The sequence below is a fragment of the Nocardioides sp. genome, assembly GCF_041393715.1.
Taxonomy (GTDB): Bacteria; Actinomycetota; Actinomycetes; order Propionibacteriales; family Nocardioidaceae; genus Nocardioides.
The window spans coordinates 185,128-202,710 of the sequence record NZ_JAWKJQ010000006.1 but is presented as its reverse complement, the minus strand read 5'-3'; the positions used below and the strand labels follow the sequence as shown (position 1 = coordinate 202,710).

Annotated in this window: 15 protein-coding genes; 12 read left to right on the top strand and 3 right to left on the bottom strand. The window is 74.9% G+C overall.

The features are described from left to right. The first annotated feature begins 4 nt into the window (after positions 1 to 4). From R2740_RS11595 to R2740_RS11585, 3 genes are read left to right on the top strand one after another with little or no spacing between them, the layout of a single operon-like run. Positions 5 to 1,828, top strand: a complete 1,824-nt coding sequence (locus R2740_RS11595; RefSeq protein WP_371302836.1) for an acetyl/propionyl/methylcrotonyl-CoA carboxylase subunit alpha — start codon at positions 5 to 7, stop codon at positions 1,826 to 1,828. A 2-nt stretch (positions 1,829 to 1,830) separates the two neighbouring features. Continuing rightward, entirely contained in the window at positions 1,831 to 1,965 is a 135-nt protein-coding gene (locus tag R2740_RS11590) for a biotin/lipoyl-binding protein (RefSeq protein ID WP_371302835.1), read from the top strand. Then, on the top strand, positions 1,962 to 3,128 hold the full coding sequence (locus tag R2740_RS11585) for an acyl-CoA dehydrogenase family protein (protein ID WP_371302834.1): 1,167 nt from the start codon (positions 1,962 to 1,964) through the stop codon (positions 3,126 to 3,128). The genes R2740_RS11590 and R2740_RS11585 overlap by 4 nt, the downstream gene beginning before the upstream one ends. 7 nt (positions 3,129 to 3,135) lie before the next feature. On the opposite strand, the gene R2740_RS11580 is transcribed toward R2740_RS11585, so the two are convergent. Next, positions 3,136 to 3,474, bottom strand: a complete 339-nt coding sequence (locus R2740_RS11580) for a VOC family protein (RefSeq protein WP_371302833.1) — start codon at positions 3,472 to 3,474, stop codon at positions 3,136 to 3,138. A 99-nt stretch (positions 3,475 to 3,573) separates the two neighbouring features. Here R2740_RS11580 and R2740_RS11575 point away from each other — a divergent pair, with 99 nt between their 5' ends. Then, positions 3,574 to 4,428 carry a sigma-70 family RNA polymerase sigma factor gene (locus R2740_RS11575; RefSeq protein ID WP_371302832.1) on the top strand — a complete coding sequence of 285 codons (855 nt, stop codon included), beginning with the start codon at positions 3,574 to 3,576 and terminating at the stop codon, positions 4,426 to 4,428. A gap of 17 nt (positions 4,429 to 4,445) precedes the next feature. On the opposite strand, the gene eccCa is transcribed toward R2740_RS11575, so the two are convergent. Both eccCa and R2740_RS11565 read right to left on the bottom strand, forming a co-directional pair. Continuing rightward, positions 4,446 to 8,558, bottom strand: coding sequence for a type VII secretion protein EccCa (gene eccCa / locus R2740_RS11570; RefSeq protein WP_371302831.1), 4,113 nt, complete (start codon positions 8,556 to 8,558; stop codon positions 4,446 to 4,448). A gap of 11 nt (positions 8,559 to 8,569) precedes the next feature. Beyond that, positions 8,570 to 9,178 (bottom strand): hypothetical protein, encoded by a 609-nt coding sequence (locus tag R2740_RS11565; protein WP_371302830.1) that lies wholly within the window; start codon positions 9,176 to 9,178, stop codon positions 8,570 to 8,572. Positions 9,179 to 9,342: 164 nt separating this feature from the next. On the opposite strand from R2740_RS11565, the gene R2740_RS11560 reads away from it, so the two are divergent. From R2740_RS11560 to R2740_RS11525, 8 genes are all read left to right on the top strand, one after another. After that, positions 9,343 to 10,725 (top strand): hypothetical protein, encoded by a 1,383-nt coding sequence (locus tag R2740_RS11560; RefSeq protein ID WP_371302829.1) that lies wholly within the window; start codon positions 9,343 to 9,345, stop codon positions 10,723 to 10,725. A 114-nt stretch (positions 10,726 to 10,839) separates the two neighbouring features. Next, on the top strand, positions 10,840 to 11,154 hold the full coding sequence (locus R2740_RS11555; protein WP_371302828.1) for a WXG100 family type VII secretion target: 315 nt from the start codon (positions 10,840 to 10,842) through the stop codon (positions 11,152 to 11,154). 26 nt (positions 11,155 to 11,180) lie between these two features. Beyond that, positions 11,181 to 11,474, top strand: coding sequence for a WXG100 family type VII secretion target (locus R2740_RS11550; RefSeq protein WP_371302827.1), 294 nt, complete (start codon positions 11,181 to 11,183; stop codon positions 11,472 to 11,474). An 81-nt stretch (positions 11,475 to 11,555) separates the two neighbouring features. Continuing rightward, positions 11,556 to 12,146 carry a hypothetical protein gene (locus tag R2740_RS11545; protein ID WP_371302826.1) on the top strand — a complete coding sequence of 197 codons (591 nt, stop codon included), beginning with the start codon at positions 11,556 to 11,558 and terminating at the stop codon, positions 12,144 to 12,146. Further along, on the top strand, positions 12,146 to 13,489 hold the full coding sequence (locus R2740_RS11540) for a hypothetical protein (RefSeq protein ID WP_371302825.1): 1,344 nt from the start codon (positions 12,146 to 12,148) through the stop codon (positions 13,487 to 13,489). The genes R2740_RS11545 and R2740_RS11540 overlap by 1 nt, the downstream gene beginning before the upstream one ends. Positions 13,490 to 13,565: 76 nt before the next feature. After that, complete coding sequence (gene eccD / locus R2740_RS11535; RefSeq protein ID WP_371302824.1) at positions 13,566 to 14,912, top strand: type VII secretion integral membrane protein EccD; 1,347 nt, start codon at positions 13,566 to 13,568, stop codon at positions 14,910 to 14,912. A gap of 9 nt (positions 14,913 to 14,921) precedes the next feature. After that, positions 14,922 to 16,337, top strand: a complete 1,416-nt coding sequence (eccB, locus tag R2740_RS11530) for a type VII secretion protein EccB (RefSeq protein WP_371302823.1) — start codon at positions 14,922 to 14,924, stop codon at positions 16,335 to 16,337. Then, positions 16,298 to 17,581 carry a S8 family serine peptidase gene (locus tag R2740_RS11525; RefSeq protein ID WP_371302822.1) on the top strand — a complete coding sequence of 428 codons (1,284 nt, stop codon included), beginning with the start codon at positions 16,298 to 16,300 and terminating at the stop codon, positions 17,579 to 17,581. The genes eccB and R2740_RS11525 overlap by 40 nt, the downstream gene beginning before the upstream one ends. Positions 17,582 to 17,583 lie beyond the last annotated feature (2 nt).

Below are 17,583 nucleotides of genomic sequence, written 5' to 3'. Positions count from 1 at the left end.
GTCGATGATCAGCAGACTCCTCGTCGCCAACCGGGCCGAGATCGCCTCCCGGGTCTTCGCGACCTGCCGCCGGCTCGGGATCCGGACGGTCGCGGTGCACTCGCCCGCCGACGCCGGGCTGGCGTTCGTGGCCGAGGCCGACCTCGCCGTCGAGCTGCCGGGCAACGCGCCGGCCGACTCCTACCTCCGCATCGACGCGATCCTCGACGCGGCGCGGTCGACCAGGGCCGACGCGGTCCACCCCGGCTACGGCTTCCTGGCCGAGAACGCCGACTTCGCCCGGGCCGTCATCGACGCCGGGCTGACCTGGGTCGGACCCACGCCTGCGTCGATCGAGGCGATGGGCGACAAGGTCCGGGCCAAGGCGCTGATGCGGTCCGCCGGTGTGCCGGTCCTCGAGTCGCTGGACCCCGCGGCGATCGCCGAGGCCGACCTGCCGGTGCTGATCAAGGCCTCCGCCGGCGGGGGCGGGCGCGGGATGCGGGTGGTCCGCTCGCTCGCCGACCTGCCCGGCGAGATCGAGGCCGCGCGCGCCGAGGCGCTCTCGGCGTTCGGCGACGGGACGGTGTTCGTGGAGCCCTATGTCGAGCGCGGGCGACACGTCGAGGTGCAGGTCGTCGACACCTCCGTGTTCGGCGAACGCGACTGCTCGCTGCAGCGTCGGCACCAGAAGGTGCTCGAGGAGTCTCCGGCGCCGGGGCTGCGCGACGAGGTGAGGGCCGCGATCCATCAGGCGGCTCGGTCGGCGGCCGAGGCGGTCGACTACCGCGGCGCGGGCACCGTGGAGTTCCTCTACGACCCGGAGACGGAGCGCTTCTTCTTCCTGGAGATGAACACCCGTCTCCAGGTCGAGCATCCCGTGACCGAGCTGGTCTACGGCGTCGACCTCGTGCGGCTGCAGCTCGCCTCCGCCGAGGGCGACTGGCTGATGAGCTGGCCCGACGAGCCCGGCTCCCACGCCGTCGAGGTCCGGGTGTACGCCGAGGACCCGGCGTCGTCGTACCAGCCGCAGACCGGCCGGCTGGTGACCTTCGACATCCCGCACGAGGCGGCCTTCGGTCCGCTCGACCGGCAGGGCGTCCGCGTCGACGCAGGCTTCCGGAGCGGAGACGAGGTGTCGCCGCACTACGACGCCATGCTGGCCAAGGTCATCTCCTGGGCGCCCAGTCGCGAGCAGGCGATCCGCCAGCTGGCCGGCGCCCTGCGACGAGCCCGCATCCACGGCGTCACGACCAACCGCGACCAGCTGCTCGCGATCCTCGCCGACGAGCGCTTCCGGGCGGGCGAGGTCTCCACGGCGCTGCTCGACGAGATCTCCCTGCCGGCGCCCGGGACCGACCCTGTCGTGCTGATGGCCGCGGCCACCACGCACCTGGCCGACGTCGCCGCGGGCCGGCGTACCCAGCGGGGCATCGCCCCCGGCTGGCGCAACGTCACCAGCCAGCTGCATCGGGTGCGCCTCGAGGTCGGCGGAGAGCAGCACGAGGTCGGCTGGCGTGGCTGGCCGCCGGAGTTCCCCGAGCTCGACGGGCGGGCGACCGCCGCCGCCGACGGCCACGGCTGGCGGGTCGCGGTCACCCACGACGGCCGCACCGAGCACAGCAGCGGACTCATCGCGCCCGCGCCGCCCGGCCGTCCGCGGCGGGTCTTCGTGGACACGCCCGATCGGTCCACCGCTGTGCTCGTGATCCCGCGGTTCACCGACCCGGCGGCCCAGCACGCCACCGGCAGTCTGCTCGCGCCGATGCCCGGCACGGTCGTGTCCGTGGTCGCGGCCACCGGCGAGCGGTCGAGGCCGGCCAGCCGGTGCTGGTCCTCGAGGCGATGAAGATGCAGCACACCGTGACCGCACCGACCGCGGGCACCGTCACCGAGATCCCCGTCGAGCCCGGACAGCAGGTGGCCGCCGGCGACCTGCTCGCCGTCGTCACCGCCCCCGAAGCCACAGAAGGAGAGGAAGCATGAGCGCGTTCACGGAGTCCGAGGAGCGGCAGGACCTGCGCCGTGAGGTGGCCCGGCTGGCCGGCAAGTACGGCCGCGAGTACTTCACCAGCCAGGCCCGCTCCGGCGGCAAGACCACCGACCTGTGGCTGGAGATCGGCAAGGCGGGCTACCTCGGCATCAACATCCCCGAGGAGTACGGCGGCGGGGGCGGCGGCATCGGCGACATCGCCGCGGTCTGCGAGGAGCTCGCCGCGCAGGGCTGCCCGCTGCTGATGATGGTCGTGTCGCCCGCGATCTGCGGCACCGTGATCAGTCGCTTCGGCACCGCCGAGCAGAAGCAGCGCTGGCTGCCCGGGATCGCCGACGGCACCGCCACCATGGCCTTCGCCATCACCGAGCCCGACGCCGGCACCAACTCCCACAACCTCACGACCACCGCCCGCCGCGCCGACGACGGTGAGGGCTGGGTGCTCAGCGGCCGCAAGATCTACATCTCCGGCGTCGACGAGGCCACCGACGTGCTCGTCGTCGCGCGCACCGAGGACGACCGCACCGGCCGGCTCAAGCCCTGTCTGTTCGTGGTGCCGACCGACGCGGCCGGCTTCGAGTTCCAGCCGATCCCCATGGAGACGGTGTCGCCGGAGCAGCAGTTCACGGTCTTCCTCGACGAGGTGCGGCTGCCTGCCGACGCGCTGGTCGGCGACCCCGACGCCGGGCTGGCGCAGCTCTTCGCGGGACTCAACCCCGAGCGGATCATGGCCGCGTCGTTCTCCACCGGCCTCGGCCGCTTCGCGTTGTCGCGCGCCACGGCGTACGCCCAGGAGCGGGCGGTGTTCGGCGCCCCCATCGGTGCCCACCAGGCGATCGCGCACCCGTTGGCGCAGGCGCACATCGAGGTCGAGCTGGCCCGGTTGATGACGCAGAAGGCGGCCGCGCTCTACGAGGCCGGCGACGACACCGCCTCCGGCGAGGCCGCCAACATGGCGAAGTACGCCGCTGCCGAGGCCGCCTGCCACGCCGTCGACGCCGCCGTCCAGACCCACGGCGGCAACGGGATCACCCGGGAGTACGGCATGGCCGGCCTCATCGTCGCCTCCCGCGCCGGCCGGATCGCGCCGGTCACCCGGGAGATGATCCTCAACTACGTCGCGATGCACTCCCTGGGGCTGCCCAAGTCCTACTGACGTCCCTTCAGGCCTGACGCAGGCCGATCGGGTTGCCGTCGGCGTCGGCGAGGACCGCCGTACGAGCGCCGCCGCCGACGTCCATCGGCTCCGCGACGACGCTGGCCCCGGCGGCGCTCAGCTCGATCACCGCCGCGTCGAGGTCGGCGACGTCCCAGATCGGGGTCGGGCCGCTCACGTGCTGCGGGCCGCCGTCGGGCGCGAAGCCGACGTGCACGTCGTCGACCTGCCAGGCCAGGTAGTAGGGCTCGTCCACCATCGGCTCGCCGAGCAACGCGGCGTAGACCGCCTTGGTGGCGGCGAGGTCCGTCGTCGGGCTGAGCAGGGTGCGAGGTGCGCTGGGCATGGGGGCTCCTAAGGAGGGGATGTCACGTTCGCGACCGGACGGTCGTCATGGGGATGACGCCCGTGGGCGTCAGACTGTGACCGACGAAGGGATGACCGGGTGAGCGACACCGACCTGACCGCAGCCTTCGAGGCCGAGCGGCCTCGCCTGAGGGCGATCGCGATGAGGATGCTCGGCTCGGCGACGGACGCCGACGACGCGCTGCAGGAGGCGTGGCTGCGGGTGGCCGCGGCCCCGACGACCGAGATCGACAACCCACCGGGCTGGTTGACCACCGTCGTCGGTCGAACCTGCCTCGACCTCCTGCGCGCGCGCCGGCGGCGACCGGCGCCCGAGGACCTCGCCGACCACGAGGTGCCGGCGCCGACGGCCCAGCAGCCCGCGCAGGAGGCCGAGCTCGCCGACTCCGTCGGCCTCGCGATGCTGGTGGTCCTGGAGACGATGAGCCCGGCCGAGCGGCTCTCCTTCTGCCTGCACGACCTCTTCGGCACGCCGTTCGAGGAGGTCGGCGAGATCCTCGGCCGTACGCCGGCCGCGGCCCGCCAGCTCGCCAGCCGGGGCCGTCGGCGGCTCCAGGAGCCGGACGCCGTGGCCGAGGATCGTCGTCGGCACGGCGAGGTCGTGGCGGCGTTCCTGGCCGCCTCCCGGGAGGGTGACTTCGCCCGGCTGATCGAGCTGCTCGACCCCGACGCCACCATCGTCGCCGACCCGAGCGTCGTCGAGATGGGTGGGGCCGCGCGCCTCGTCGGCGCGCAGGCGGTCGCGGAGCGTTTCGCCGGTGGGGCGAAGGCCGCCTTCGAGGTGGAGTCCGAGGGCTATCCCGCCGTCGCCTGGTGGCATCGCGGCGAGGCCAAGGTGGTGTTCTCGTTCCTGGTCGACGACGGACGGATCACCCAGATCGAGCTGCTCGGCGACCCGGCCACGCTCGTCCTGCTCGACGTCCATCGCACCTGAGGTTTCGAGATAGTCCGCTACGAAAGGCACCATGACACGCCGGTGGACCGGTGCTTTGCGTAGCGGACTATCCGCCAACGCCGAGCCGAGGGTTGCCCAGCCAAGGAGGGCAGGGGATCAGACGGACGGGTCGGTCCAGGCGACCTGGACGACGTCGACGCCCCGGTCGCGAGTGACCAACCGGCCGCGGCCGGGCGGGGCGGGCGCCGGCTTGACGTTGCCAGCAGCGGCCCCTCCTCGGGGCTCCCGGACAGCAGCACGCCCGGCATCGCGAGGTCGCGCATCGACTGCAGTACCGGCTCGTAGAGCGCCCGCGAGGCACCGCCGGCGCGCCGGGCGACCGCCAGGTGCAGCCCGACATCGCGGGCCTGCGCCATCAGCGGCTGCAGCGCCTGCACCGGGGAGCCCTGCGCCGTCGCGACCAGGTCGTAGTCGTCGACGACCACGAAGACCTCGGCCCCGGTCCACCAGGACCGCTGCCGCAGCTGCTCGGGGGTCACGTCGGGCCCGGGCAGCCGGTTCTCGAGGTAGGTCGCCAGCTCCCGCAGCGCCGGCGTCGCCTGTGCGGCCGAGGTCAGGTAGTGGAGCTGGTAGTCGTCGGGAACCTCGCCGAGCAGCGACCGCCGATAGTCGACGACCACGATCTGCGCCGCCTTGGCGGGCCGGGACCGCATCACCTCGCGGACGTAGGTCCGCAGCAGCGCGCTCTTGCCCGAGCGGCCGTCGCCGAAGACCAGTAGGTGCGGCTCGAGGTCGGGGTCGACGCCGACCGGAGCCAGCTCCCGCTCGTTGACGCCGAGCAGCAGCTGCCCCGGCGCGAGCTGGCGGGTGGCCGCCTGGTCGCGCACGGCGTCGAGCGAGATCCGCTCGGGAAGCAGCCGGAGCTTGGGGCCCGCCGGGCCGGTCCAGGCGTCGGCGATGCGGGAGACCAGGTCGTCGACCCCCGCGCCCACCGAGCCCGACGACGGGTCGCCGTCGACGCGGGGCAGCGCCGCCAGGAAGTGCAGCTTGCCGCCCATCAGCCCCCGCCCGGGCCGGCCGGCCGGCACCAGCGCCGCCACGCGGCGGTCGATCTCGGAGTCCATCGGGTCGCCCAGCCGCAGCTCGAGCCGGGTCCCGAAGACGTCGCGCATGGCCGCGCGGAAGTCGGCCCACCGAGCCGCCCCGGCCACCACGTGGACGCCGAACGTCAGCCCGCGGGTGGCCAGCTGCTGGAGCTCCATCTCGAGGTCGTCGAAGTCGGCGCGCAGCGTCGCCCACCCGTCGATGACCAGGAACACGTCGCCCCAGCCGTCGTCGGCCCTCCCCTCGGCGCGGCGGGCCCGATAGGTCTCGATCGAGTCGATCCCCTGGGCGCGGAAGTAGCGCTCGCGCCGGTCGACGATGCCGCTCACCTCCGCCAGGATCCGGCGTACGACGTCGGGCTCGGACCGCGTGCCGATGCCGGACACGTGCGGCAGCCCGGCCAGCGGGGCGAAGGTCCCGCCGCCGAAGTCGAGCACGAAGAACTGCGACTCCGCCGGGGTCGTCGTCAACGCGAGCCCGCCGACCAGCGTGCGCAGCAGGGTGCTCTTGCCGCTGCGCGGGCCGCCCACGACCGCGACGTGGCCCGCGGCGCCGGAGAGGTCGACGGTCAGCACGTCGCGGCGCTGCTCGCGGGGCCGGTCGACGGTGCCGAGCGGCACGACCAGGCCGCCGTACTGCCGCCAGTGGGGGGAGACCAGCCCGCGGTCCGGGTCGGTCACCAGGTCGGGCATCAGCTCGTCGAGGGTGTCGGGAACCTCGAGCGGCGGCAGCCAGACCTGGTGGGCGGCGGGTCCGCGGCCGACCATCCGGGCCACCGCGAGGTCGAGAAGCGACGCCTGCTCGGCGGACTCGCGGTTGGCCTCGGGGCGGGGCTCGGCCTCGGGGACCTCGGCCGCGCGCACCGGTGCGATGCTGAAGGGAAGGATCCCCTGCAGGTGCCCGGAGGTGTCGCGACGCACCCGCCGCGGGCCGGCGGGTGGCCCGGAGACGTAGGCCGCCTTGAAGCGGACCAGCGTGGAGGGGTCGGGCTTGAGATAGCCCAGGCCGGGCACCGGGGGCAGCTCGTAGGCGTCGGGGACACCGAGCACCGCTCTGGACTCGGCCGCGCTGAAGGTGCGCAGCCCGACCCGATAGGAGAGATGCGACTCCAGGCCGCGCAGCCGGCCCTCCTCCAGCCGCTGCGAGGCGAGCAGCAGGTGCAGCCCGAGCGAGCGGCCCAACCGGCCGATGGCGACGAACAGGTCGATGAACTCCGGCTTGGCCGACAGCATCTCCGAGAACTCGTCGACGACGATCAACAACGACGGCATCGGCGCCAGGTCCTCGCCGGCGGCACGGGCCCGCTCGTAGTCGCGCACCGAGGCGAAGTTGCCCGCCTCGCGCAGCAGCTCCTGGCGGCGCACCATCTCACCGGACAGGGCGTCCTGCATCCGGTCGACCAGGGTGAGCTCCTGGGCGAGGTTGGTGATCACGGCCGACACGTGCGGCAGCTGCGACATCCCCGCGAACGTCGCACCGCCCTTGAAGTCGACGAGCACCATGTTGAGCTGCTCGGAGGAGTGGGTCAGCGCCAACCCGAGCACGAGCGTGCGGAGGAACTCCGACTTGCCGGAGCCGGTGGCTCCGATCACCAGTCCGTGCGGGCCCATGCCCTGCTGGGCGGACTCCTTCAGGTCGAGCGGCACCACCGCGCCACCCTCGCCGAGCCCGATCGGCACCCGCAGCCGGTCGCGTGCGGGGCGCGGCCGCCACGCCGCCGTGGTGTCGAACGTGGTGGCCTCACCCAGCCCCAGCAGGTCCATGAAGTCGACGGGCCCGGCCAGGTCGCCACCGGCCGTGGGTTCCGCCGCGGCGGTGGTGGCGACGGTCTGCAGAGGCGTCAGGCGCCGCGCGAAGGCCTCGGCCGTCGCCATCGGGCACTGGTCGCCTGCGGCCCGGATCGGCTCCTCGCGCATCCGCAGCGCCTGCATGGGGACGCCTCCCTCGCCGGCGGCCCCCTCGAGCTGCAGCCGCAGCGAGGTCGTGGAGTCGAGCTCGTCCCAGCGCTCCGGCAGGTCGAGGAGGGTGACGCCGTGCAGGCCGTCGGGGGGTACGACGTGGTTGCCGGGGGGCAGGTCGACCCCGTCGGTGACCAGCAGGATGTGGGGGGTGGCCGGGCGGTCGTCGGCGCCGAACCGCGGCCGGTCGCCGAGGTCGGCGGGCAGTAGCGCCGACAGGTCGGAGAGCGAGGTGGTGACCATCCGTGCCGGGCCGGCCGCGTCGCTCTGCCGGCCGCTGGCGGCGTGCGGCAGCCACTTGAGCCAGTCCCAGTGCACCAGGTTGCGCTCGGCCGCGAGCACCGCGACGACGAGGTGGGTGGGGGAGTGGAAGGCGGTGGCCGAGCAGATCAGCGCCCGGGCCAGCGAGCGCGCCGGCTCCTCGTCGCCGCAGATCTCCACCCGGTCGAAGGCCCGCAGGTCGATGCTGGCCGGCAGCCGCGGCTGCACCCGGTGGACGACGAGCAGCCGGTGCAGCGCCGATGCCGCCGCCGGGTCGACCTGGTCGAGGGGGGCGCTGTCCGGCGGCACCAGCTCGAGGGCCAGCGGCTGCGCGCAGACGCCGTAGCGGACGTGCAGGAACCCCTCGTCGCTGGCGCCGTGCTCCCACACCCGCGAGCGCTCCTCGGCGAGCGCCGGCAGCGTGGCCGGGTCAGGGTGGTCCCAGGTCAGGGCGCGACGCTGCTGGTCGGCGGCCTCGCGCGCGACCTGGCGGACGCTGCCGAGATAGCGCAGGTACGACGTCCGGGAGCCGGTGACCTGCTGGGTGCGCTGCTTGCGCTGCCGGTCGATCTGGACGACCACGAAGCCGAGCGTCGCGAACAGGAACATGCCGGCCGCGATGAAGCCCCGGCCGCCACCGCCGGTCTGGCTCATGGTCGCCACCAGCACGATCGAGCCGACGCTGCCGAGCATCGGGATCGCGTTCATCAGCACGCCGCTGGCGCCCTCGTGGGGCTCGATCTCGGGGGGCGGCTGCAGCACCAGCTGGCCCGAGGGCATCTCCGGCCGGTCCAGCCGGCGTCCGCGCAGGGGAGCACCCGATGCCGGCGTTGCCCCGGTGCTCACCGGCGTGCTGGTCACAGCGGCTTCCAGTCGATGCTGGCCAGCACGGACTCGATGGTCTCCCGGCGCTCCCGCGGGTCGGCGACCTCGAACTCCACCAGCACCGCACTCCGGTCACGCTGGGTGCCATAGACCTCGCGGGACCGGCCGCCCAGCCGGCCGCGCAGGTGGAACATCCGGACACCGTCGACGGTGACGGTGGGGAGGCGTCGCGGTGCTCTGTCCCAGCCGATCGGGTCGGAGAACAGGTCGGCCACCTGGCCCAGGGGCTGCTTCCGGATCAGGCCGATCGTGGAGTAGTGGATGTTGTCCCAGATGTTGGGGCTGCGGGCGCCGTAGACGCTGGGCGCGCTGCCGCGGCTGACCGTCCAGCCCTCCGGGAAGCGCATGCTGAGCAGCGGCGTGGAGATCCGGCCGCCGGTGGCGGGGGTGACCGTCGGGTCGGTGGGGGTCGGGTCGGCCGGGGTGGCGCTGCCCGAGGCCACGGGACCGCCCGTCGCGCCGGCGGTGGGGCCGTCGGCCGGGGCCGGACCCGCGTCGGGATCGCCGCTGCAGCCGGTGACGAGGGTGACGACCGCCGTCGCGACCAGGGCGGCGGCGAGGCCGTGCGTGCGTGTCGCCATGCCGGTCACCTCGCCCCCGATTCCTCGTCGAACACCGCTCGGCAACGGTACCGTCGCGTCGTCCCGTGCCTCCTCAGGCATGGGTACCCTGCTGTGCGTGCGGCGCAAACCTCCGTCCGGTCGAGGGGGTGGCGCGCCGGCGCGGGGTGCGGAGAGGGGGCATCGTGAGCGAGCCACGGGCCGGGGACGCGGTCGCCGTCACGCTGTCGGGTCCGGCGGGTGTCGTCGACCTCCTGGTGCCCGCCGCGTCCACCGTCGGTGAGCTGGCCGAGCACTATCGCGACGAGGTGGCCGCGCCCTCGCTGCCGCTGATCTTCTCGCTGGGCGGGAGCTCGCTGCCGCCCGACCGGACCCTCGAGGCGGCCGGGCTCGAGGCCGGCGACGTGCTGGTCGCGGCCTATGGCGTGCCTCGACCCGTTCCGGGTGGTGCGCGGCGCCGCGACGTCCGCGCCGTACGCCGCGACGGGCCGCTCCCGCGTGGCACGACGCGGAGTCTGGGGCTGGCGGTGGCCGCGGGCTGCGCGGTGCTGGCGGCCGGCGCGTCGATGCTCGACGACGGTGCGTCGGGATCGGGCGTCGCCGCCGGGTTGCTGGCGGTGGCCTCGCTGCTCGGCGTCGTCGACCGTGGTCCCTACGCCGCCACCCGCGCCGCCGTCGCCCCGGTGTTCGCCGCGGCCGCCGTACTGGTGTGGACCTGGCGCCCGGAGCCCGAGGCGCTCGCGATGATGCTGGGCTTCGCGGGTCTGGGCGCGGCCGTGGCGGCGTCGCTGGCGCGGGCCAGGCTCGGTCGCGACGCCGAGCCGCTCGTGGTGTGGATGGTCGCCGGCACCGGGCTGTTCCTGGTGTCCGGGATCGCGGCGCTGCTGGGCGCCCCACCCGCGGTCGTGTGGTCGCTGGTCCTGGTGCTCGCCCTGTTCGCTGCCCGGGTGGCGCCGGGCCTGGTGGTCGACGTACCCGACCAGCTGCTGGTCGACCTCGAGCGGCTGGCCGTGACCGCCTGGTCGGCCCGCGACCCCGGTCCGGGGCGTCGCGGACGCACGGTGGTCTCGCCGGCCGCCGTCGCCGACCTCGCCAGCCGCGGCGGCCGAGCGCTGGGCGCCTGCTCGCTCGCCTCGGGTGCGCTGGTCGTGCTGGCCGCCGTGCTGCTGCTGCGCGAGGACCTGCCCCTGGACCGTCTCGGCGCCCGTTGGCTGGTGGGGCTCTCGGCCGCAGGGCTGTTGCTTGCGGCCCGGCACCACCGTCACGTCGGCTCGCGTTGGGCGCTGCGCGTCGGTGGGCTCGGCGCCGCCTCGGCCCTCGCCGTGGAGGTGCTGCCCGGATGGTCGGCGGGCGGTCAGCTCGGCCTGGCGGCCGCCGTCCTCCTGCTGGCCGTGGTGGTCGTGGTGGCGGCCGTGGCGACGGGGCGTGGCTGGCGGTCAGCCTGGTGGTCACGTCGCGCCGAGGTCGCGGAGTCACTGTGCCTGGCCGGCGCGGTCGCCGCCGCCGTGGTGTCCACCGGCGCTTTCCGGCATTTGTGGGAAATCGCGTCGGTGAGGTTTGGTGGTTGAGAGCACGGGGTAGACCCGGGGTGTCGGCGTTGCCGAGATCGACCTGGCAGTGACGACCTCCGTCAGAAGGACAAGACTCCTGCGGCCCTGGCCGCGGAAGGGGGAAGGGCGACCATGTCGCAGAACCAGATGGGTCAGGGTGCCGGCACCCTGTCGCGGGCCGCCGGCCTGGTGACCGAGGCCAAGGCCGACTTCGACGCACTCAGCACCCGCCTCGAGGGCCAGATCACCGGCATGTCCGGGCAGTGGGTCGGTGCCGGTGGCAGCGCCTTCCAGGCGCTCCAGGCGGCCTGGACCGAGCGGCAGCGGGTGATCACCCGGGCCCTCGACGAGTTCGAGGCGTCGCTGCGCTCGACCGAGAAGGACTTCATGGGCACCGACGACCAGCAGTCGTCGATGCACAGCAACCTGCAGAGCCGGCTCGGCTGAGCCGCACGGACCGAGGAGAACGAGTGATGACAGGCGAGCTTCGCGTCAACCACGGCGGCCTCGACGTCGCCTCCCAGGACCTGGCGGCGGCCGTCAAGGCGATCGACGACCGGCTCAACCGGCTGGAGGCCGAGCTCGAGCCGCTGCGCAGCGACTGGAGCGGTGAGGCCCAGCAGGCCTACGTCGTGGCCAAGGCCAAGTGGGACGGCGCCATGCAGGACATGAAGTCGATCCTGGCGCAGACGTCCACCAACGTGCAGCAGTCCAACAGCGACTACCTCTCGGCGGACCGCCGCGGGGCGAGCGCGTTCGGCGGCTGACCTGCCGTCAGCAGCATGAGTCCAGGGGCCGGCGCGGATGACCGCGTTCGGCCCCGGACGCCGTTCCAGAGGGGATGACCGGTGACCAGCCTCAGCAGCGCGATGCAGCAGCTGTTCGACAGCCTCGGCGCCTACGGCGTGCCCGCACCCGCAGCGGTGCCGGGCGACGGGAGCTCGGGGGAGATCCAGAACGACCCGGAGGCCATCGAGAACCTCAAGCGGACGCTGGAGACCCAAGCCACCGACCTCGATGGCGCCGACCTCCGCTACGTCACCCTGTCGGGCAGCGAGTTCGGCGGGTCGGGCCTCGGACTCTCCCTGGGTGACCACCATGGGCGGGCCCGCCGGGTGACCGTCGAGACGATCCTCGGCGTGGTGGCCGACCTCAACCGCTATCGCGACGGCGTGGTCGAGGCCGACCGGCTGCTCAACCAGGCGGACACCGACAGCGCCGCCGACATGGACCGCACCCGGGCCCGGGCCGAGGGTGAGGCGGCCTCGACGATCAACGAGGCCACGTCCTTCTCCGAGGCCGACGAGGCCTACGACGAGGCCCGCAACTCCGAGGCCAACGAGAGCCGGGCGCCCGGTCACGCCGATCAGGCCGAGGCCCCGGACGCGCCGTCCGGCGCCGCGCCGGCCGTCGGACCGCCCGCGGGGAGTGCGGGCTGATGGGTCCCAAGGAGACCGAGCTCAGGCAGGCGGTGGCCGGCGGCTCCGAGGACCCGATCCTGCGGGCCGCGGAGTCGTGGAAGTCGGGTCAGATCCAGCTGATCGGGGTCAAGGCCGCGCTCGAGGACGCCAAGGGCTATGCCGACAAGAACTTCGGGCCGATCACCCGCCCGGAGGTGCTGCGGGCCTTCACCGATGCCCAGCAGCGGGTCCAGGACCGCGCCGACCAGATGCTGGCCGCGAGCGAGGCGCTGGCGGCGGCCGCCGACACCTACCGCTCCGCCGCCACCGCGCTCAGCAGCCTGGGCCCGGAGCCCACGGCGCCCACCTCGCCCAACGTCGCGGGGATGAGCTCGGTCGACGCCACCCGCGCCCAGGTCGACTACAGCCGCCAGGTGAGCGCCTACCAGAGCACGATGGCCTCGCGGGAGGCCACCGCGTCGGCGGCGCTGGACAGCCTCCAGACGACCTACACCGACTCCATCGCGGTGATGAAGTCGATCCACGGTGAGCCGGACCCCGCGCCCGCGCCGACCTCCACGGGGGGCGGCGGGTCGACAGGCACCGGGTCCGCCACCATCGGCACCGGCACGAGCGGCGCCGGCGGAGGCGGTGGGGCCGGCACGACCGGTGGCGGTGGCTCGTCCGGGTCGAGCGGTGGCACCGGAGGCGCCGGGTCGTCCGGAGGCACCGGGTCGACCGGCGGCGGTGGCTCGACCGGCGGCGCCGGGTCGACCGGCGGTGGGGGCTCGACCGGCGGCAGCACCGGTGGTCCGGGCACCTCGCAGGGCGGCGGCACCGTGTCCACCGGTGGAGGCACGACAGGCGGCAGTGGCGTCGGCGGCAGCGGCGGTTCCGGCGCCGGCGGCTCGGTCGGTGTGCCCGGCGGGGTCGCAGGCGGGGTCGGCGTGAGCGCGGCGGCCGGCGGCGTGGCCGCGGCCGGTGGCGCGATGGCCTCCGGCATCCGGCAGTCCGGCGTGGCCGGCGTACCCACCGGAGCGGGTGGCCGCGCCGGTGCGGGCGCCGCCAGGTCGCTGGGCGCCTCCGGGCGGGCGGGCGCGTCCTCGACGATCGGTCGCGGCACGGGCGGCGCCTACGCCGCGGGCGGGGCGGGTCGCGCCGGCAGCACCACCGGTCGCGGCGGCGCGGGCAGGTCCGTCGCGGCCGGGAGCAAGGGCTCGTCGGGCTCCAAGGGAGCCGCCGGCTCGCGGGGTGGCGCCGGCGTGGGTGCCGGTGCCGGGCGGGGCCGCAGCAAGAAGGACCGGCGCCCCGACCTCGACCTCTACGACGAGGGCGACGACTGGATCGACGACGAGGACGCCGCGCCAGGCGTCCTCGACTGAGCACCGGCCCCGGTGGCGGGCTCACTAGGATGCGGCTGTCCGCCGGAGGTCGAGCAGGGAAGCGGGAGCGAGCGCGATGAGCCAGGGGTCCACGGCCTCCAGCCTGCTGCGGGTCACCGTCGCCTCCGGCAGCCGCCGGGTCGACCTGGTGCTGCCCGGCTCGGTGCCGCTCGCCGAGCTGGTGCCGGAGCTGGCGCGCAGCGTCGGGCTGCTCGACCCGTCGACCGTCTATGCCGGCTATCGCGTCGTCACCGCCGACGGCCGTGAGCTGGTCGAGGACGGCGGCCTGATCATCCAGGGCATCGAGGACGGCGGCCTGCTCACCGTGAGCGCCCGGGTCGACGACGAGAGTCCGCGGGTCTACGACGACGTCGTCGAGGCGATGACCGACGTGGTCGAGCGCGATCTCCGACCGTGGGAGCCCGCCGCCGGCCGGCGTACCGCCCTGGGTGCGGCGGCGCTGCTGCTGGCTCTCGGTGCCGCGGCACTGTTCCTGCAGGGGTCGGTGGTCGCCGGCGCCGCGGCCGCGCTGGTCGCCGTGATCCTCGTGGTCGGCGCGGTCGTGCTCTCCCGGGTCTACGCCGAGCCCGAGGCGGCCGTCGCGCTGACCTGGATGGCGGCCGGCCATGCGGGGGTGGCGGGCCTGGTGCTCGCGACCGACGACGCCGTCCTCGGCCTGCCCGCGGCGTACGCCGGCGGCGGGGCGCTGCTCGTGGGTCTGGCGGCGCTGGTCGGTCTGGGCGAGGGACGCACGCTGGCCATCCCGCCCGCGGTGGTGGGGGCCGTCCTGCTGGCCGCCGGCACGGCGATCGGACTCGCCGACCTCGATCCCCAGGTCGTGCTGGCGACGACCTTGGCCCTGGTGGTGGCGGCCGGGTCGCTGTTCCCGTGGCTCGCGCTGGGCACCACCGGCACCCACGTCGACCAGCTCTACGCCACCGCCGACATCGTCGCCGAGCCCGATCCGATCGACCCGGGGCGGGTGGCCGGCGACGCCCGGCTGGCGCACGACCTGCTGGTGGCGGTCTCGGCCACCGTGGGGGTCCTGCTCGTGCTGCTCAGCCCGGTGGTGGTGTCGATCGGCCTCTCCGGCGTGCTGCTGGCGCTGATCTGCTGCGCGATCGTGATGCTCCGCACCCGCCAGTACCGCACCCGCAGTGCGGTGCTGGTCGGTCTGGTCTCCGGCGTGGCCGGGCTGCTCACCGTGGCGGTGGCGGTGCTCTGGCTCCACCCCGACTGGCGGCCGTGGACCGCGGTGGCGCTGGCGGCCACGGGCGGGGTGCTGCTGGCGCTGACGGTGGTGCCGATGCCGGCCTCGGTCCGCGGGGGCCGGCTCGGCGACGTGGCCGAGATGGTGGCGCTGCTCGCGCTGCTCCCCACGCTCCTGGTCGCGGCGGGCGTGGTCGCCGCCGTCCGGGGCTGAGGCCGCCCGATGGCGACCAAGCGCGATCTCGTCGAGGCGCACGCCTTCTCGCGGCGGCGCCTGGTGACCGCGTTCGTCTCCGGGGCTCCGGGTGGCCGCGAGGTCGAGCCGGCGCGGCCCGGGCGGGCCCTGGTCGGCGGGCTGGCGTTGTCGGTGCTGCTGGTCGCCGGGGCCCTGATCGCCGGCATCTTCTCGCCTCGGGTGGCCGCCGACTGGCAGGACCCGGGGCTGGTGGTCTCGAAGGAGAAGGGCGCGGCCTACGTCATCACCGAGGCCGGCGACCCGGTGGTGCTGCATCCCGTGGTCAACAACACCTCCGCGCTGCTGATCGCGGGCGACGCCGCCCGCGAACCCAAGCTGGTCCCTCAGCAGGTGATCGACGAGCAGGTCGTCGGCGGCGACCTCGGCATCGTCGGTGCCCCCTCGACGGTCCCGTCGGCGGCGCTGCTGCTGGCCAGCGGTTGGACCGCCTGCACCTCTGACGGCACCGGCGTCCGGCTGACGATCGCGGCACGCCCCGAGGTGACACCGGAGCCACGGGGCGCGCTGGTCGTGCGCGACGCGGTGTCCGGCAGCCTCTACTTGATCGCCCAGGCGGCGGCGACCGACGCCGGTCCGTCCTCGGCGCGGAGCTATGCGCTGCCCGGTCAGGGCGCGGCCCGCGACAAGATGCTCAGCACGTTGGGGCTCCCGGTCGGTGCCGAGGCCACCGAGGTGTCGCCGCAGTGGCTGGCCCTGGTGCCGCCCGGGGGACCGCTCACCTGGGACAGCGCCAAGGTGCCCGATGCGGGCGCCCGGGTCGACTACGAAGGCGACGTCTACGACGGCGCTCGCGTCGGAGACCTGGTGCAGGCGCCGGGCCAGGACTTCGTGCTGCTCGCCGGAGGTCCGGCGCCGATCGACCCGTTCGCCGCCGCGGTCTATGCCAACCTGCCTCCCCCGCACACGCCGCGGGTCAGGTCGATGTCCACGCTGCCCAACCACCGCTACCTCGTGCCACCGTTCGGCGCCGCCCGCTGGCCCGAGGGCGCGGTCGAGCCGGTGGCCGGGGAGAGCTGCGTGCAGCTGACCGCCGCGGCGGACACCCCGCCCGTCGCCTCGCTGGTCGGCGAACCGGGCGCGGCCGCGAGCTCGGTGGCGGTCCCGGCGGGTCGCCGCGCGGTGTCGGTCGACCCCGGGCGCGGGGCGCTCGTCGAGTCGGGTGACTGGACCCGCACGGCCAGCGAGACACGTTTCCTGGTCGACGGGAAGGGCACGGCCTACCCGCTCGAGGGGAGCGACACCTCCGCACTCCTGGGGTACGCCGACTACGCACCGCCGCTGGTGCCCGACACCTGGCTGGCCCTGCTCGAGCGCGGCGTCGTGCTCTCCCAGGAGGCTGCGCTGTGTCCACCGGACCCCACGGGTGGGTCGACGTGCGAGTGAGCGTCCGGGCCACCTCGGTCGCCGTCCTCGTGGCCGTGCCGACGCTGCTGGCCGGGCTCGCGGTGGGGGCGTCTCCCGCGGCGGCCGCCGATGTCGACTGCGCCACCGTGACCGCCGACTCGGACACCGGACGGGCGGTGTCGGCCAGCGTTCCGATGGGTCTGCTCGACATCGCCGCGGCCCAGGCGGCGGTGCCGGGGCGCCCGGGTGCGGGTCAGACCGTCGCGGTCGTCGACGGCGGCATCGCCGCCTCCGCGTCGCTGCCCAGGGTCGAGCACCCCTACCGGCCGGCACCGGTCGTGGACTATCACGGCACCGCCGTGGCCGGCCTGGTCGCCGGCGCTTCCGAGGACGACGGCCCGGTCGGCGTCGCACCCGCGGCCAGGCTGCTCGATGTCCGCGTCTATGACGAGTCGCCGGTGACCTCCCAGGGCGCCCGTGCGCCGACCTCGGCGTCGGTGGCCGGCGGCCTCGCCTGGGTGTGGCGTCATCGCCGTGACGAGGGGATCGGCGTGGTGGTCGTCGCGGTGGCGGTGCCCGACTCCGCCCGGCTCTCGCGGGTCGTCCAGCGACTGGTCCGCGCGGACGTGGTGGTCGTCGCCGCCTCGGGCAACCGGCCGACGGACGACGCCGACCCGCTCTATGCCGACTTCGGCCAGCGCCGGCTCGGGGAGGACGCCGTCGACCGGGTGTTCCCGGCGGGCTACCCGGGTGTGGTCGCGGTGACGGCGACGGCGGCGGGAGCGCCGGGCGTCGACGCCCGCGACGAGGTGCTTCCCAACTCGGCCATCCGGGTCGCGGCCCCGACCTACGGCGCCGTGACGGTCGGGCTCAACGGCCAGACCTGCGTGCTGCCGCAGGTCGCCACGTCGTGGGCGGCCGCCGAGGTGGCCGGCGTCGTGGTGCTGCTGCGGCAGCGCTTCCCCGACGACCGTGCGGCGCAGATCGTGGCCCGGCTCGTCGACACCGCCGACGGGCGCCGCGACGACCCGACCCGGACGACCGGCGCCGGCACCATCCAGCCGGTCGAGGCGCTGACCCGCCCACTGACGCCCGACCGGGACGGCGCGCTGGTCGGCGCGGCGGCTCGCCCCCGACGACACCCCGCGAGCCACGGCGCCGCAGCCGGCGTACTCCGCGCTGCCGGAGGTGCGCGGCAACGCCCGCTGGTGGGCGCTCGCCGGCGGCGCGCTCCTCGTGCTCGGCATGGTCGCGCGGCCCTTGGTGGCTTGCAGCGGCGGTGAGT

Coding starts and splice junctions, on each gene's coding strand:
- R2740_RS11595 (WP_371302836.1), top strand. CDS start 5: ATGATCAGCAGACTCCTCGTCGCCAACCGGGCCGAGATCGCCTCCCGG.
- R2740_RS11590 (WP_371302835.1), top strand. CDS start 1,831: ATGCAGCACACCGTGACCGCACCGACCGCGGGCACCGTCACCGAGATC.
- R2740_RS11585 (WP_371302834.1), top strand. CDS start 1,962: ATGAGCGCGTTCACGGAGTCCGAGGAGCGGCAGGACCTGCGCCGTGAG.
- R2740_RS11580 (WP_371302833.1), bottom strand. CDS start 3,474: ATGCCCAGCGCACCTCGCACCCTGCTCAGCCCGACGACGGACCTCGCC.
- R2740_RS11565 (WP_371302830.1), bottom strand. CDS start 9,178: ATGGCGACACGCACGCACGGCCTCGCCGCCGCCCTGGTCGCGACGGCG.
- R2740_RS11555 (WP_371302828.1), top strand. CDS start 10,840: ATGTCGCAGAACCAGATGGGTCAGGGTGCCGGCACCCTGTCGCGGGCC.
- R2740_RS11550 (WP_371302827.1), top strand. CDS start 11,181: ATGACAGGCGAGCTTCGCGTCAACCACGGCGGCCTCGACGTCGCCTCC.
- R2740_RS11540 (WP_371302825.1), top strand. CDS start 12,146: ATGGGTCCCAAGGAGACCGAGCTCAGGCAGGCGGTGGCCGGCGGCTCC.
- eccD (WP_371302824.1), top strand. CDS start 13,566: ATGAGCCAGGGGTCCACGGCCTCCAGCCTGCTGCGGGTCACCGTCGCC.
- eccB (WP_371302823.1), top strand. CDS start 14,922: ATGGCGACCAAGCGCGATCTCGTCGAGGCGCACGCCTTCTCGCGGCGG.